A 14,891-nucleotide genomic window follows, 5' to 3' on the forward strand; every position below is an offset into this window, starting at 1 on the left:
ATAACGGTTTACCGTGGGTGAATAATATCTATTAGATCACAGTAACCCAGTGGATTCAAGGTTAAAAAGCAATCAAGTCAAATGTGTAGAATCAGTTCCTAAAAAGAGTAATTCTACAGCCACAACGAGGCTGTAGAATAACTCTAACAGCCAAATTCAATTAAAAAACGAGCTCCTGTAATTAACTCTAAGCGCTTTTAAAGCATTAGGTAATGCATTTGGAACCCATAAAACAGGCTGTTTTTCTTAAAAAAGAGTAATTCTACAGCCACAACGAGGCTGTAGAATAACTCTAACAGCCAAATTCAATTAAAAAACGAGCTCCTGTAATTAACTCTAAGCGTTTTTAAAGCATTAGATAATGCATTTGGAACCCATAAAACAGGCTGTTTTTCTTAAAAAAGAGTAATTCTACAGCCACAACGCCCTGTTAAGGGGCAAATTGTAGTTGGCTATAATGTGAGCGGAGCGAAACAGCCAACTGTTATTTGTCCCGCTTGAACAGCTTGTTATATGCCTTATACACAAATACCATTTTCGTAATGATAGTGTTCCTGACGCGCAGTTGTAAAACCGCCAATAAAGTTAGGCTGTTTACTTTTTAAAGCCAATTTTTCAGGTTTTATACTGTGCATATCGTTCTCAACTGCCCAATCAAAAACACCTTGATCAAGTGGATATTTAGTGAGAATCCCAGTTAATGAGTTTTCTTTAATCCAATTTTCAGCTAAATCGAGCTCACTAAAAACACCACCAGAAAAATCGGCATTATTTTTGTTGAAAACCCAGACTGACTTCATTCACTAAACTCCAAAAGGCATATAACGAGGCTGTAGAATAACTCTAACAGCCAAATTCAATTAAAAAACGAGCTCCTGTGATTAACTCTAAGCGTTTTTAAAGCATTAGGTAATGCATTTGGAACCCATAAAACAGGCTGTTTTTCTTAAAAAAGAGTAATTCTACAGCCACAACGCCGCATTAAGCGGACAAAAATAGTGGGTTAAAATGTGTAGCGAAGCGAAACGTAACCCACTGTTTTTGTTCCGTTTAAATACCTTGTACGCCCGGCATGGGCATTGACTTATGAGGTGAAAGTCCTCTGTAGGAAGATCACCGTTTAAATAACATACTGTTATTAAACGATAGACACTCGCAAATGGCAAGGGCTAAATCGTGAGAGATAGTCTGGAGGAAGCCGCTAGCATTCTTTATAAAAATAAGTGTGAGCTGATGAACAAAAACATCATATGAGGCGTAGGCTGAAGACGAGCTAGCACAAGATAGCGAAGTCATGTGATCTAACGGCCACCGTAAATGATCCAGTTGTGCAGAGAAAGCCGATGCACCTGCTCTTTATTGGTAAAAAGGGGGGGGAGATCTGATAAACACGCATCCGCGCTAACGCTTGGAAATTACCAGTTAGGGACTGGTTGTTCAACCCTTGGCGCTTTGGTTGCTGCGACCTACAGCGAGCGAAATAGCAGTAAACAAGCGTTAGTTTAGACGCGCTTTATCGAGTAATCGCTAGAGTGATCTATCAGAAGTCAGCAGATGGCATACGACTGCATGGATGCAGAAGGTAGAGCAACGCAGGAGCAGTTGCCGAGTAGCCAAACGCCCATCGTAATAGAGGGGACACGGTGAAGGCCTGAACATCTTAACCAGAGGAGATACTACAAATGAACTTAAATTCACATAGATCACCGTGTTGTGATAGTGATGAACAGCGTTCGACTGTGAATAATACCTCGAATGAGTTCGTAAGACATTCTGAATTCCCTCGATAATGAGTTTGGTCGCACTTACTACATTAGCAAATATTTCAGAATGTCATATTTATTGGTGGGTTATGGTCAGTGGTGCACTTGCATAATGAATTCGGGAAAAATGACAGGCGGATGTTATTACTTTTATTTAACATCTACAATTATCCCTTTGTATGGAAAACACAATAAAACCACATTTTAGTAACAAGTCAACCACATTAATTTAGAAAAAAAAACAATCTTACAACCCTATTTTTACCTCAATTATATTCTCTGCTTTTTTGCAGTAAAAAAGTATGTGATAACTTTTAAACCCATTAGCAAGCATAAACCCTAGCCATCTGGCTAGGGTAATTAAAAGCTAATTTTTGCTACATTATTGATTATGTAGATTAATTATCGCTTTTATAATTTCATCCGGGTGCTGAAATACAGCCATATGATCGCTGTTGTTCAATGGCACATATTGACCGCCTGATTGCTCACTGATCAAGTGACTCCATTGTGTTCCTTCTTGCTGCCATTTAATGAGGCCATCAACATACTCGGGCTCTGCGTTTGCAATATCATGCGACTCAAAGTCAGTATCTATGACTGTAATAGGCACTGAGGTGGCTATATCACTGTTGAGCACGCTGGCTAAGTCATCATGGTAATTCATGATTTCTTTTGCCCGGGTTACTTGTTTATCAATTTGTGCTCTGCCTTGACTAATGAGATCAAAATACGGCCAATTCATATCATTTTGATAATTGATAGGAATAAGTGCATTCATTTCTTCGCGTTCAGCGGCTAACTTACCCAATGTTCTTTCGGTCCAATTACCCTGCTGTATATGTTCAATAAGATCGCCCCCAACTTCTCTGTACCACGATACTGGCCAGTCTTGATATAGACTGATTGAATGAGGTAATAAAATATCAGGGTCAATCCAGAGCATGCCTTTAAGATTGGCTGACGCGTGTGAATCTGGAGACACTTGCCACAAATGAGCCAAAATATTTGCGCTTGCAAAGCTCACCACTATTAGCTCATCTTCGTTGAGGATATTAAGGGTTTTATCTAATGCAGACACAAACGATGCATATGATGGTTGATCTACATTACTGCTAAACCCATTACCAAAGCGCTCAATAACGTGTACGCGATGCGTTTTTGCAATTAACGGCTGCAACAATGAAAACCACGCACTGTCACTATGAAAGTTTTTATTAAACCCTGAGAGTAAAATAATGGCAGGGCCGCTATGCTCTAGGCCCATACTGCGTACATGCACATCTTTACTTGGCTGCGAGCCAACACGGTATAAACTTGAGTGAATATCTAGCTTATTTAAGCTGACTGAATCAAAAAAACTGATCACTTCCTCAGTGGTATTAAAGCCAGTAAAGCCCCAACTATGCCCTCCGCCTTCAATAGCCACTAACTGATTAATGTGTGTGTCATTTTTATATACATATTTGGTCGTTACATTGGTTTTTTCAACTTCGACTGGCGACTCTATATCGTTTTCTTTAGCAATAAGTTCTATTGCATATTCACTGGCTATAAGCCCAAAATTTGAATGAGTTAGGCCATAATAGGGCAATGTTTTGTCATTTTTACCATGCACCATCATATAGTGTGTATTATTTTCAATGTAGCAGCTTTGTGATAATTGCACCGACATTGGCGATGCAACCGACGCTATCGCGTTAAACTGTAAGTCACTATTACACATTAAATTTTGTGCAAAAAGCCCCCCTTGAGAAAATCCAACAGCATAAAGTTCATCATCTATGATGTTGTATTTTGTTTTAACATCTGCAACAACCTCATCTACAAAACCTAAATCATCAATTCCGAGCCGGTGTGGCTTATTGCAATCACACCCTTCATTCCATTCTTCAACCTTTGATTGCGGATAAACAACAATATAATTGTCTGATGCAGATTCAAGAGCCGACATACTACGCATGCTTTGTGCCCCTTGTCCGGAGCCATGAAAAGCCAATAGTAATTTATAGGCTTTTTTTGAGTCAAAGTTTTTAGCTGGCAGTGAAAGGTAATAACTTCGCCCATTTAAATTTGTTTTATTTACATCGCTCTCTGGTGGCTTAGATACAGGAGAAGCCGATTTATTGTCGGTGCCATTACAACCTGATAATAGCCATGTTATAGCGACTATTTTTAATAAACAATATAGATAACTACGCATTTTTTTTACTCTTATTAAACATGGAAGCTTAGCAAATCATGTATTTACATCAGCTCACATAGTTCGAGCTTATGTTTTTGTTATGTTTGTGTTATGTTTTAAAATATAAAGTTATTTCAATATGATAGAGATTAGTATGACGGTACACATTGCAAGTGTAATGTTTGATGCAAACCAGCGAACATTGGTAAAGGGCACTCAAAGTCGCAATCTTGAACCTAAAGTATTTAACTTTTTAACAGCTTTATTGGCGGCTAATGGGCAGATTGTCAGTCGTGATCAACTCATAGAAAAAGTGTGGAACAACCGTGTTGTAGGTGAAGGCGCAATAAACAGAACCGTGTCTTTATTACGTGGGCATTTTGCTGCATTAACCGATGAAAACATTATTGAAACAGTACCAACTCAAGGTTACCGGCTCATTGCTTGTCTTGAAGGTTTGAGCAAAGACCCTATTGAGCCCGTATTAAATGAAATTACCGCTACTGAAAATAAAAAAAGCACATGGTTTTTCATAAAAGTAAGCTGCGTTATTACCTTCATTTTACTCTTTTTAGTGGCGCTTATTAGTTATTTTATTAAACCAGATAGTTTTACTCATTCAAACACGCTATCACTTATTAGCGCCCCATTAATTGCACTCAACGGATCGGAGTATAAACTATCTACAACGGATTCTGGCCAACACATTCTATTTCATCACCTAGATGAAAATAATAACCAAGCAGTGTATTTATATGATACAAAAACACATTCAAAAAAGAGAGTATTAACAGATTCACTCGCCACCATTAACGCCAAAGGAACGCAACTTGTTTATGCAACGAACATTGATAAACAGTGTTCGATTGCTATTTATTATGTCGCAACACAAAAGCAGCAGCCTTTATTTACCTGTGATGAAATACCAACATCATTAGTATGGGGAGAAAATAACACCTTTTACTTTACTAAGCGCTTTAGTAAATCGCATCCGTATCAGGTATTTAGCTATAACGTAAATACAGGCAGGTTAAAACAAATAACCAACCCCACCAGCAAAAATAACACCAAAGGTGATTTTAATTTTAATTACAACCGTCATACCAATCAGCTTGCCGTTCTTCGTTATATAAATGATAACCAATCTCATATTATTATCATCAACGATGATCATGTCTTAACAGAGCACACTGTTGATTTGCGAATAAATAACCTGCTATGGCACCCTAATAATAACGATTTAATTATTGCTGATAGTGCAAGCCTGTACACTCTAAAAACCGCTAACAGCCACTACTCATTACTTAAAAAATTAGACTTTAAAATTAACTCATTGGCTCTTTTGCAAAGTGATAATGGCCCTTCTCTATTGATCAGTAATCTCAACGCTGTAAGTGACATTGCAAAGTATAATATTAAACAAAAAACACACATTACATGGCAACAAAGCGCTCGAACAGAATTATTACCTCGAATGAAAGCTGACACACAACTTATTTTATCAACACGCTATAAAAGCCATCATTGGTGGAGAATAAAAGGTGACAACGCCCAACTAATTAATGTTGATTTACCGTTTGAATTACAGTTTGTTCGCTATGAGCTTTCAGATGATGGTAAGCGTGTGCTGTTTAGCAAGCATGGTGATATATATGAATTAAATATTGATGAAAACACGTATCAGCACGTTTTCACTGAATCAAAAAATAGCTATGTTGCCAATTACGATGCGAATAATAATGTTATTTACAGTGGCAACTCTTCTGGTAATTGGCAACTATGGCACTACCAAAGAAGTAGTGGCCAACACACGCAACTTACCGTAAATGGTGGTTACAGTGGCAGAATAATTGGTGAATACCTGTATTACTCTAAATTTACGGTCGATGGCTTATGGCGAAAAAAATTAGACCATCCAAATGAAGAGCTGATAATTAAAGACTTTAATCGTATTAATTGGTTAAATTGGCAAATTATCAATAACCAGCTGTATTTCTACAGACAAGAAACCGGTGTATGGGCATATAATATTGACACACACATTGAACAATTGCTGTTGCCAAAAACGAATGATTTTATCCATCAATATACAATATCGCCTGATCAACAGTATATTTATTGGGTTCGGTTGAAGGCACTCCAAGGAGATATTTACCAGTATGCGTTTTAAATCCATTGTTTAAATTATCAAAGGCTGAGATAAAAAATATTTAAGCGCAATAGTAACCTTGGACCAAATTTAAAAAGAGATATGCCTGTACGCAATGTGGTTATTGGGAAGAATTCAGTGCTAAATATTGTGAACGCTGCTTTCACACTTTTACCCATGAAGATAAATGGAAAATGCGCAACGCTTACCGCAAAAATCGCAACGAAAACTGGCACCACTCAGTATATTTAGCTGTGTTTTTTTTATTTATTATCGGGTGCCTAATCTTTTAATAGTTTTCGTCCTCACTAGACACTGTCACACTTAAGTCTTCATCCATATTTTCAAAAACCAAAAAGTTAATGGGCTTACAACAAACCTGACAATCTTCAATATATTGCTGATCAACATCTGTTGGGTCGAGCAGCACATCAATACTCTCGCCACAATATGGGCATGCTATTGTTTGTTCAGTTAGTTGATTCATATTATCGCTCCAACGTAGATTAATACGCTCGTTTACTTTCGTATAGGCGTAAAGGTTACACTTTTATAGAATCTCCCATGGCGAGCAAATATCAATTAGACAACCATTAGGATCTTCAATTAAAAAGCGACGCTGCCCGTAAAATTCATTATGAGGCGCTTGCAAAATAGGTATCTTCATACTCAGCGCTTTTTCATAAGTGCTATCAACATCTGCCACAACAAAAGTAACGTACATACCCGTTGGCGACTGTTGGAACTTTTTTGGCACTAAGGAGTGATCCTTTTGAATAATACCATATTCAATTGAATGATCGTCTGGCGAGCAAAGTTGTACATACCAATCACTCTCATATTTAACAATAAAACCAAGTAATTCTACATAGAAGTTTTTACTTTCTGGTAAATTATCTGAGCATATATTCGTTAAAATTTTCATTCCATCTCCTTAGTAAGCGGCACAACTTCGGTGCAATTAACTCATTCCAAAATCACTTTTGAACCTTTAATGAGTATTTAACCTTAAGTACTTTAATATAGCAAAAAGCGCAGCTAAGAGCCGCGCTTTACTTAATTAGTTGTTCTTATGCTCTTTTTAAAAAAAGCCAAGCGGATCTTCGCTGTAACTTACTAACAAGTTTTTAGTTTGTTGGTAATGATCAAGCGCGAGTTTGTGGGTTTCGCGGCCGATGCCTGACTTTTTATAGCCGCCAAAAGCAGCGTGAGCTGGGTACATGTGATAACAGTTAGTCCATACGCGCCCTGCCTCTATCTTACGGCCAAAGTGATAGGCACGGTTCATGTTGCGGCTCCACACCCCTGCGCCTAAACCAAACTCTGAGCTATTGGCTAACTCCAGCGCTTCAGCTTCATCTTTAAAGGTCGACATTGAAATAACTGGGCCAAAAATTTCTTCTTGAAATACCCGCATATCGTTAGTGCCTTTAAGCAAGGTTGGCTGAATATAGTAGCCACCGTTTAACTCGTCACTTAATTGCTCAATATTGCCACCGGTGAGTACTTCTGCGCCTTCTTTTTTACCAATTTCGATATAGCTAAGGATTTTATCAAACTGTGCTTTTGAAGCTTGTGCACCCACCATGGTTTCGCTATCAAGTGGATTACCCCGTTTGATTTGCAAAGTACGCGCTAAAATACGTTCAATAAATTGCTCGTAAATATCTTCTTGAATAAACAAACGCGATGGGCAAGTACACACTTCGCCTTGGTTGAAGTACGCAAGTACCGCGCCTTCTATTGCTTTACTTAAGAATGAATCATCTTTTTCCATTACGTCATTAAAAAATATGTTCGGTGATTTACCACCAAGTTCAACAGATGATGGAATGATATTATCAGCTGCGCATTTTAAGATATGCGAGCCAACTGGAGTTGAGCCCGTAAAGGCAATTTTAGCTATACGGGTGCTCGTCGCCAGTGCTTCGCCGGCTTCTTTACCAAAGCCGTTAACAACGTTTAGAACGCCTGCAGGTAGTAAATCGCCGATAAGTTCCATTAACACTAAAATTGAAGCCGGTGTTTGCTCTGCCGGCTTTAAAATCACACAGTTACCCGCCGCAAGCGCTGGCGCTAACTTCCACGCAGCCATTAAAATAGGGAAGTTCCACGGAATAATTTGCCCAACCACACCTAGAGGTTCATGAAAGTGATAAGCGACTGTGGTCTCGTCAATCTCACCAATACTGCCTTCTTGCGCGCGAATACAGCCTGCAAAATAACGAAAGTGATCAGCTGCTAATGGAATATCTGCTGCGAGTGTTTCACGAATCGCTTTGCCGTTATCCCATGTTTCGGCCACGGCCAGTAACTCAAGGTTTTGCTCTATCCGATCAGCTATTTTTAATAGTATGTTGCTGCGTATAGTCACTGAGGTTGTTCCCCACGACGCTTTTGCTGCGTGTGCTTTATCAAGAGCCAATTCAATATCGGCTTTATCTGAGCGTGGAATTTGGCAAAACACTTTACCATTTACAGGGCTTATATTATCAAAGTATTGGCCGTTTACAGGCTCAACCCATTGTCCGCCAATGTAGTTACCGTATTGAGGTTTAAAATTAATGAGTGCGCCATCAGCACCGGGGTTTGCATAAATCATTGTGTGATTCCTGTTCAAATTGTTGAGTTTGACTTAACCTGGGTTAATTAACGTCCAGCGAGTAGTTGTTGTTTATTTATCCGCCACCTGTTGACATTAGCCTATAAGAAGCTTAAAAACTTGATTAGCTGTCCAAAAAACATGTCTGTGCGTCCATTGTTTAAAGGAGATAAAATGACTGCATCACTACCAACGAGCAACCTCACGAGAAAACGCCAAGCAGTTGATGTGCTTATTGAAAATAAAGTCACCTTTGCAGCAGAAAATGCCGAACTCAGTATTTACGATACCTACCAAGATGCACAGAAAGTTGCCCTACACTCAAGTGAACTACTGTTTTGCGGGATGATTAGTGGTAAAAAAGTGATGCATGTTGCTGATAGTGACTACCATAAAGAATTTTTACCTCAACAATCATTTGTACTCGCCCCCGAGCAAGGTGTATTAATTGATTTTCCACAGGCATCAATGCAGCAGCCCACGACTTGTTTAGCTATTGAAATAAGCTGCGATAAAATTAGCCAAGTGGCTGATGCACTAAATATGCAACAACAAATAAGCAATGATGACTTTTTTCAGTACATACCTAACCTAGTGCACGCACAGCACAATCAACAAACTCAACAATTACTGGAGCGTATGATTGGTCTATTCAGTGAAAACGAGCAAGATCGTCATTACTTAATTGATTTATCCGTCAATGAATTAATCACCCGCCTGCTACAGCAACAAAGCCGTGATTTATTACTCGCTAATTGCCAACATGCTGCTCCATGTCCATTAACTGATGCACTGTATTTTATGAAAGAGCATCTTAATCAAACACTCGATATTGATACGATCTGTAAAATAGCGTGCATGAGCCGTAGTAAGTTTTATCAACAATTCAAACTGGCCTTTGGGCAAAGCCCTGCTGCATATCAACAACAACTTAGATTAAAAAAAGCGCGTCAACTTCTGCTATCAGGGCAACAAATAAGCAAAGTTTGCTATGATATTGGTTTTACGAACCCCAGTCATTTTAGCCGTTTATTTAAGCAATATTTTGGCGTTTCACCAAAGAATTTGCTATTAAATAAATAACAACATTTTTGCCTAATTCAGCAAAGCCGTTTAGAATCCAGATTAGTTAACTTTAAATTCTCTTTTAATAAAAAAGACAGGAAAGCTGCATGTTCGTCTCGAGTAAAACGTATTTATCAATAAAAAATCAAAATGATGCGCTAGTAAAGGAGATCGAAACATTAAAAGCGAAAAACAAAACCCTCTTTGATGAAAAGCAGCATTTACAAACACAGCTTAATGATCAAAGAAAAAACGACATACAAGTATTTCAAGAAAGCTTACTTACAAGCTCTATTGATTGTATCACTCAAATTGAAGGAGTTCGTCAAACCGTTTTAGAGTCGTATTTAACCATTGATGAAGAAAGTAAAGTTAGCTACCAAATCAATGAACTACTTGATAACTCAAATGTTTCACTTAAGCATATTGTTCACGAAATGGAAATTATGGCAAAAAAAATGGGGAGTATGACCGAAAACATTTCAGGCCTTTCAAGTATGGCTGATAGCATAAATACGTTTGTAGTTACCATTTCGAAAATTTCGGATCAAACAAATCTACTAGCTTTAAATGCAGCAATTGAAGCTGCACGTGCAGGTGAAGCTGGTAGAGGCTTTAGTGTGGTTGCTGATGAAGTTAGAACACTTGCCACTAATACAAATCAATCTGCACAGGAAGTGTCTGAACTGGTGAAAGAAATTATTGCCAAAACAGGTGAAACCGTAGAGTCAGTTTCAGATATTCAACAAAATAATGCCCAGCTTTCTACCAATTTCGATTCTTTAAATAACGATTACAGTGCAATTATCAGTCACTGCACCAAAATGAAAGATACTATTACGAGTGCTGCAACGCGCTCATTTATTCAAACCGTTAAGCTAGACCATATAGTTTGGAAAGGCGATGTTTATGCTGTTGCAAACGGTACTAGTAAAAAATCAATCGACGACTTTACAGATCACACAATGTGCCGCTTAGGGAAATGGTATAACTCTGAACAAGCTCAGAACTTCAAAAAACTTAATGCTTTTAAACAACTTGAAGAGCCACACCGCGAGGTACACCGTAATGGTGTTGAAGCGTTAGTACTAATACATAACGGTGAAAGAAGTAAAGCAATCAAACATATAAATAAAATGGAAGCTGCTAGTGAGCGCGTGATGAATTTGCTTGATGAGCTTGATAACCATTAACTCTGTTGCTCTATAAATTACGCATTTAACCTGCGATCGAATAAAACTAAATATGTACGCATGAGCGTTAAATATTTAAAAGTACGGCATAACTATAATATTTTTTAGTTGACTAAAACCTTATTCAAGCTTATTTTCTCGCTGATGTTTTTATCGGCACAACAATAGCGGTGCACCCTCTGCACCGTCTGGCGATAAGCCAACGCACTTCACTGTATTTATAAGTGACATTTGCGTGCAAAAGCAGTGACTTGGAATATAAGCCTTTGAGCTAACATTCTTTGTTTTTGTTAAGTCACTTGGGCCAATCACTCAAGTACTTTTTATTTTGTGAATACTTAAATGCTTGAACCTTCTGCGCTAAGTCTTGTGCCGCCCATTGTGGTGGTGATATTGGCGATCATTTTACGCCGTCCTATTTTATCTCTACTTATGGGTTCCTTAGTTGGCCTTGCCATGCTTGATCCTGTTGCTATGTTAAGTAATTTTGCGGCTGCGTCTTTAAAAGTGATGGTCGATGAAACCATTGGCTGGCTTATTTTAGTGTGTGGTGGCTTTGGTGCGTTAATCGCATTATTGGTGCGTACTGGTGGCGCAGCCGCATTTGGCAGCTTTGCACTGCGTTTTTGTAAAGGCCCGCGTTCATCATTAATGATGACTTTTATCCTCGGTATCGTGATTTTTATCGACGATTACCTCAATGCACTTACCGTGGGTGAAACCATGAAACGCATTACCGATAAATTTAAAATCAGCCGTGAAATGCTCGCTTATGTGGTTGACTCTACCGCTGCGCCAATTTGTGTACTCGTACCTTTATCTACCTGGGCGGTCTTTTTTGGTGGCTTGTTGGTTGATAACAATATTGCTAGTGAAGGCCAAGGGATTGCTGTGTATATGCAAGCCATTCCTTACATGCTGTATGCCTGGTTTGCGGTATTGCTAGTGCCCTTAGTCGTGCTGGGTGTTATTCCATTATTTGGGCCGATGAAAAAAGCACAGCAATTAGCCATGCAAGAGCAGGCACAAGTAGACCCGGCACAATATAACGAAGTACAAACTGCTGACGAATACGCAGTTAAAGCAGTAGAAGAAAGCTTTGAAAGCGCAGATAACCACGGCAAACTGTACAACTTTTTACTGCCTATTTTTTTGCTCGTTGCCTTTACTGTGTATTTCGATATTGACGTATACAAAGGGCTATTAGCTACATTTGCAGTGACAATCCCTATTTATATGCTGCAAAAATTAATGCCCTTTGCTGAAATGATCGAAAAAATGCTTGATGGTTTTAAAAGCATGATCCCAGCAATTGCCACTGTAATTGCCGCGTTTATTTTTAAAGACGTGTGCGATAAACTATTGCTACCGCAGTTTGTTATTGACTCACTCAGCCCATTTATGACCGCAGGCTATTTACCTGCGGTGGTGTTTTTAGCGATGGCAGTACTGGCGTTTGCTACTGGCTCAAGCTGGGGTATTTTTGCGGTCACTATTCCGATTGTAATGCCGTTAGCTGTCGCGGTTGACGCGAATATTCCGCTGGTAATTGGTGCGCTGCTATCAGCATCATCATTTGGTAGCCAAGCCTGTTTTTACTCAGACTCAACAGTCCTTGCGGCACAAGGCTCAGGCTGTAACTTAATTAGCCATGCGGTTACACAATTACCCTATACGTTCATCGCAGCAGCGTGTGCTTTTATCGGGTTTTTAGTGATAGCCTAAGTAACCAAAACTCGGGATAATAAATCTATCTCCAGTGGCTATTTTCAACGCTAACTACGTTGAATTTACTTGAAATAGGCATTCGACGCGTAAATTCGCCTTGTTATCCCTGAAAATCTCCGATTGGAGAGTTGAGTGAATTTTTATATTATTAAATCAATACGTTAGTAGATACTTAACCCGAGTTCAGGTAAGTATCTGCTAATAAAAAATCGATTACAGGTTTAGGGCCTGTTTATCTTTTGAGGTTGAACATGCGCTGCCCAAAGGGTTCTTCCTAGGGGCGATTAACTCTTTGTTACCTACACGGATGTAGGTAAGGGGCGTTAGCAGGACGCGGAAGCTTTGCTCGATTTTTACTTAGCCCATCGATTCCAAACCTCGCGCCGCGATTAAATCGCCCCTAGATTGAACAAATTTTAATCCTGAAAGGTCAACAGCCCCTAATGTAATCGATTTTACATACACTCAAAATAAACGTTTAAAATTTTCCAACTGATTTTACTGAATCAGTTAATGAGGCCGCCCCAACATAGCCGATCATACTCGGGTTTTTACTGACTAAGTCAATAACATCTGCATCATTTCCTACTTCTTTTGGTGGTGACCCTTTACCCGTAAAAATCAATTTTGACCAATAAGCTTTTAATTGGCTGCCCGATTTAGATAGTACATTACTATCAAACTCTTTACGCGCTGCAGAGCTTTCATCTTGATTTAATGGCACAGCTTGATTCCCATCGGAAAATGATTTCGCTTTCCCTAAAAAAAGCTTTGAAATTTCAGATTGATCAAAACTACTACTATTTGATGGGTGAACAATAATAACAACCTCGGCATTTACTGAGTAACAACTAAGCAATAAAAGCGATAAGAATACTTTTTTAAACAATATCATAACTTATTCCTTAAAATACCAAATCAATGCCAAATGTGATCGACTCACTATCACCTGCAACGGCCAAATCAAAGGATTCATCATTCACTTTGTCAAATTGGACTTTAAAAGCCGCAGAGGAATGAAAATCCCAGCGTACGCCAACCGACGTTGTATCATGTTGTTCACCATCCTCGGCATCTTCTTCAAATTGAGAATAGGTAACATAAGGAGTGATGGTATCAAAGCGGTAGCCTAAGGTAATCATTGAGGTATCAAGGTTGCCATTTAAATCCAACCGATTTAGCTCTGTTAGTATAAATAAATTATCAAAATCTAAATTAACCGCAACACCATAGAATTTACCTGTTCGGCTAGTTTCACCATCAAATAATACTTGCTCACCTTTACGGTAGCGCTCATTTTTGTATGTCATATGAGTTAAGCGAACTTCAAACCAATCTTTGTTTAACTGCAGTACTCCACCAAGCATGTCACGCCAAATTTCACGCGTAGGCTCTTTGAAAAAAAACTCACTGAGCAGTTTATTTTCCTTATCGTCTTCTTCACCGTAATAAAGATTACCCATGACAGACCAATCACCAATCTCACCACTATAGAGTGCGTTAACACCGTTATAGTTAAATATTTGCCATGTGTAATTATCTGCAGGTGGACGCATCCACACATAGGCATAACCTACGTCATAAAAATCTGAATAATAAAACAGCGGCAAACGCTTTTTACCTGCTTGGATCGTCCAATGTTCATTTATTTCATAAGATATGTATGCCCACTCGATTGTTGCATCAAAATCATTAGCCCCTCGGGCAACAATTTGACCTGTCATGGATAAACCTTCGGCTAAATCAGCATTAATTTGTAGGCCGAATAAGCTTTCAGGCTTAAATGAAATATCTTCTGAGTAAGCTGAAACAATCGGATAGTCAGCTAAAAAGGTAGGGGGTATATCGTATTGCGGGACTCCACTTCCAGATAAAACCTTACCGGCATTGATGCTGGTAAATCCTGAGAAGTTAATCTCGCCATAAGAAGCACCTGTAAATAAAATGCAATTCACAGTTAATAACCAATACAGCTTTTTCATCATTTGCGTTACCTTATGATATTAGTATTTTGCAATATGCAGTAATAAAACTAGCTTACCGTGAAAATTTTGCTCATTATTTATAATAAATTATTTTTAAATTAAGCATTAAATATTATTTTTTCCATCATAAATAACATCAATATAACGAGCAAAATGCTTTATAAGTGCACAGTAAAACAATCTTAATTTCTATTTTTGATAAAAATGGGGGGCATCTACAA

11 protein-coding genes are annotated in these 14,891 nt (G+C 38.5%); 4 read left to right on the forward strand and 7 right to left on the reverse strand.

Annotated elements, in window-relative coordinates:
• Nucleotides 1–518: 518 nt before the first annotated feature.
• Together ACJJVX_RS01900 and ACJJVX_RS01905 are read right to left on the reverse strand one after the other, a co-directional pair.
• Nucleotides 519–800, reverse strand: coding sequence for a hypothetical protein (locus ACJJVX_RS01900; protein ID WP_405629812.1), 282 nt, complete (start codon nucleotides 798–800; stop codon nucleotides 519–521).
• A 1,345-nt stretch (nucleotides 801–2,145) separates the two neighbouring features.
• Nucleotides 2,146–3,966, reverse strand: a complete 1,821-nt coding sequence (locus ACJJVX_RS01905) for an alpha/beta hydrolase (RefSeq protein WP_405629815.1) — start codon at nucleotides 3,964–3,966, stop codon at nucleotides 2,146–2,148.
• A 136-nt stretch (nucleotides 3,967–4,102) separates the two neighbouring features.
• On the opposite strand from ACJJVX_RS01905, the gene ACJJVX_RS01910 reads away from it, so the two are divergent.
• Entirely contained in the window at nucleotides 4,103–6,118 is a 2,016-nt protein-coding gene (locus ACJJVX_RS01910) for a winged helix-turn-helix domain-containing protein (protein ID WP_054205974.1), read from the forward strand.
• A 268-nt stretch (nucleotides 6,119–6,386) separates the two neighbouring features.
• Here the strand turns inward: ACJJVX_RS01910 and ACJJVX_RS01915 are convergent, their stop codons facing one another.
• The 3 genes from ACJJVX_RS01915 to ACJJVX_RS01925 form a co-directional block, all read right to left on the reverse strand.
• A complete protein-coding gene (locus ACJJVX_RS01915) occupies nucleotides 6,387–6,584 on the reverse strand; it encodes a CPXCG motif-containing cysteine-rich protein (RefSeq protein ID WP_054205973.1) in 198 nt (65 codons plus the stop codon).
• Nucleotides 6,585–6,647: 63 nt separating this feature from the next.
• The gene (locus ACJJVX_RS01920; protein ID WP_405629818.1) at nucleotides 6,648–7,022 is read right to left on the reverse strand and encodes a VOC family protein; all 375 of its coding nucleotides are present in this window, start codon (nucleotides 7,020–7,022) and stop codon (nucleotides 6,648–6,650) included.
• 156 nt (nucleotides 7,023–7,178) lie between these two features.
• Complete coding sequence (locus ACJJVX_RS01925; RefSeq protein WP_054205971.1) at nucleotides 7,179–8,699, reverse strand: aldehyde dehydrogenase family protein; 1,521 nt, start codon at nucleotides 8,697–8,699, stop codon at nucleotides 7,179–7,181.
• A gap of 174 nt (nucleotides 8,700–8,873) precedes the next feature.
• Between ACJJVX_RS01925 and ACJJVX_RS01930 the strand changes: the two genes are divergently transcribed.
• The 3 genes from ACJJVX_RS01930 to ACJJVX_RS01940 all read left to right on the forward strand — a co-directional run bounded on the left by ACJJVX_RS01930 (nucleotide 8,874) and on the right by ACJJVX_RS01940 (nucleotide 12,682).
• On the forward strand, nucleotides 8,874–9,782 hold the full coding sequence (locus tag ACJJVX_RS01930) for an AraC family transcriptional regulator (protein WP_342884009.1): 909 nt from the start codon (nucleotides 8,874–8,876) through the stop codon (nucleotides 9,780–9,782).
• Between the two features lie 89 nt (nucleotides 9,783–9,871).
• On the forward strand, nucleotides 9,872–10,957 hold the full coding sequence (locus ACJJVX_RS01935; protein ID WP_054205969.1) for a methyl-accepting chemotaxis protein: 1,086 nt from the start codon (nucleotides 9,872–9,874) through the stop codon (nucleotides 10,955–10,957).
• Nucleotides 10,958–11,299: 342 nt separating this feature from the next.
• Nucleotides 11,300–12,682, forward strand: a complete 1,383-nt coding sequence (locus ACJJVX_RS01940; RefSeq protein WP_405629821.1) for a Na+/H+ antiporter NhaC family protein — start codon at nucleotides 11,300–11,302, stop codon at nucleotides 12,680–12,682.
• Between the two features lie 481 nt (nucleotides 12,683–13,163).
• Here ACJJVX_RS01940 and ACJJVX_RS01945 read toward each other — a convergent pair whose 3' ends face one another.
• Together ACJJVX_RS01945 and ACJJVX_RS01950 are read right to left on the reverse strand one after the other, a co-directional pair.
• On the reverse strand, nucleotides 13,164–13,580 hold the full coding sequence (locus tag ACJJVX_RS01945; protein WP_197279081.1) for a phosphate ABC transporter substrate-binding protein: 417 nt from the start codon (nucleotides 13,578–13,580) through the stop codon (nucleotides 13,164–13,166).
• A gap of 10 nt (nucleotides 13,581–13,590) precedes the next feature.
• Complete coding sequence (locus tag ACJJVX_RS01950) at nucleotides 13,591–14,670, reverse strand: hypothetical protein (protein ID WP_082355720.1); 1,080 nt, start codon at nucleotides 14,668–14,670, stop codon at nucleotides 13,591–13,593.
• Nucleotides 14,671–14,891: the final 221 nt, after the last annotated feature.

Origin of the sequence: Pseudoalteromonas sp. Ld20 (genome assembly GCF_045064175.1) — a bacterium.
In the GTDB taxonomy this organism is placed as follows: Bacteria; Pseudomonadota; Gammaproteobacteria; order Enterobacterales; family Alteromonadaceae; genus Pseudoalteromonas; species Pseudoalteromonas neustonica.

What these genes read in the sequence shown, in the direction of transcription:
- ACJJVX_RS01900 (WP_405629812.1), bottom strand. Translation starts at nt 800, where the DNA reads ATGAAGTCAGTCTGGGTTTTCAACAAAAATAATGCCGATTTTTCTGGT.
- ACJJVX_RS01905 (WP_405629815.1), bottom strand. Translation starts at nt 3,966, where the DNA reads ATGCGTAGTTATCTATATTGTTTATTAAAAATAGTCGCTATAACATGG.
- ACJJVX_RS01910 (WP_054205974.1), top strand. Translation starts at nt 4,103, where the DNA reads ATGACGGTACACATTGCAAGTGTAATGTTTGATGCAAACCAGCGAACA.
- ACJJVX_RS01915 (WP_054205973.1), bottom strand. Translation starts at nt 6,584, where the DNA reads ATGAATCAACTAACTGAACAAACAATAGCATGCCCATATTGTGGCGAG.
- ACJJVX_RS01920 (WP_405629818.1), bottom strand. Translation starts at nt 7,022, where the DNA reads ATGAAAATTTTAACGAATATATGCTCAGATAATTTACCAGAAAGTAAA.
- ACJJVX_RS01925 (WP_054205971.1), bottom strand. Translation starts at nt 8,699, where the DNA reads ATGATTTATGCAAACCCCGGTGCTGATGGCGCACTCATTAATTTTAAA.
- ACJJVX_RS01930 (WP_342884009.1), top strand. Translation starts at nt 8,874, where the DNA reads ATGACTGCATCACTACCAACGAGCAACCTCACGAGAAAACGCCAAGCA.
- ACJJVX_RS01935 (WP_054205969.1), top strand. Translation starts at nt 9,872, where the DNA reads ATGTTCGTCTCGAGTAAAACGTATTTATCAATAAAAAATCAAAATGAT.
- ACJJVX_RS01940 (WP_405629821.1), top strand. Translation starts at nt 11,300, where the DNA reads ATGCTTGAACCTTCTGCGCTAAGTCTTGTGCCGCCCATTGTGGTGGTG.
- ACJJVX_RS01945 (WP_197279081.1), bottom strand. Translation starts at nt 13,580, where the DNA reads ATGATATTGTTTAAAAAAGTATTCTTATCGCTTTTATTGCTTAGTTGT.
- ACJJVX_RS01950 (WP_082355720.1), bottom strand. Translation starts at nt 14,670, where the DNA reads ATGATGAAAAAGCTGTATTGGTTATTAACTGTGAATTGCATTTTATTT.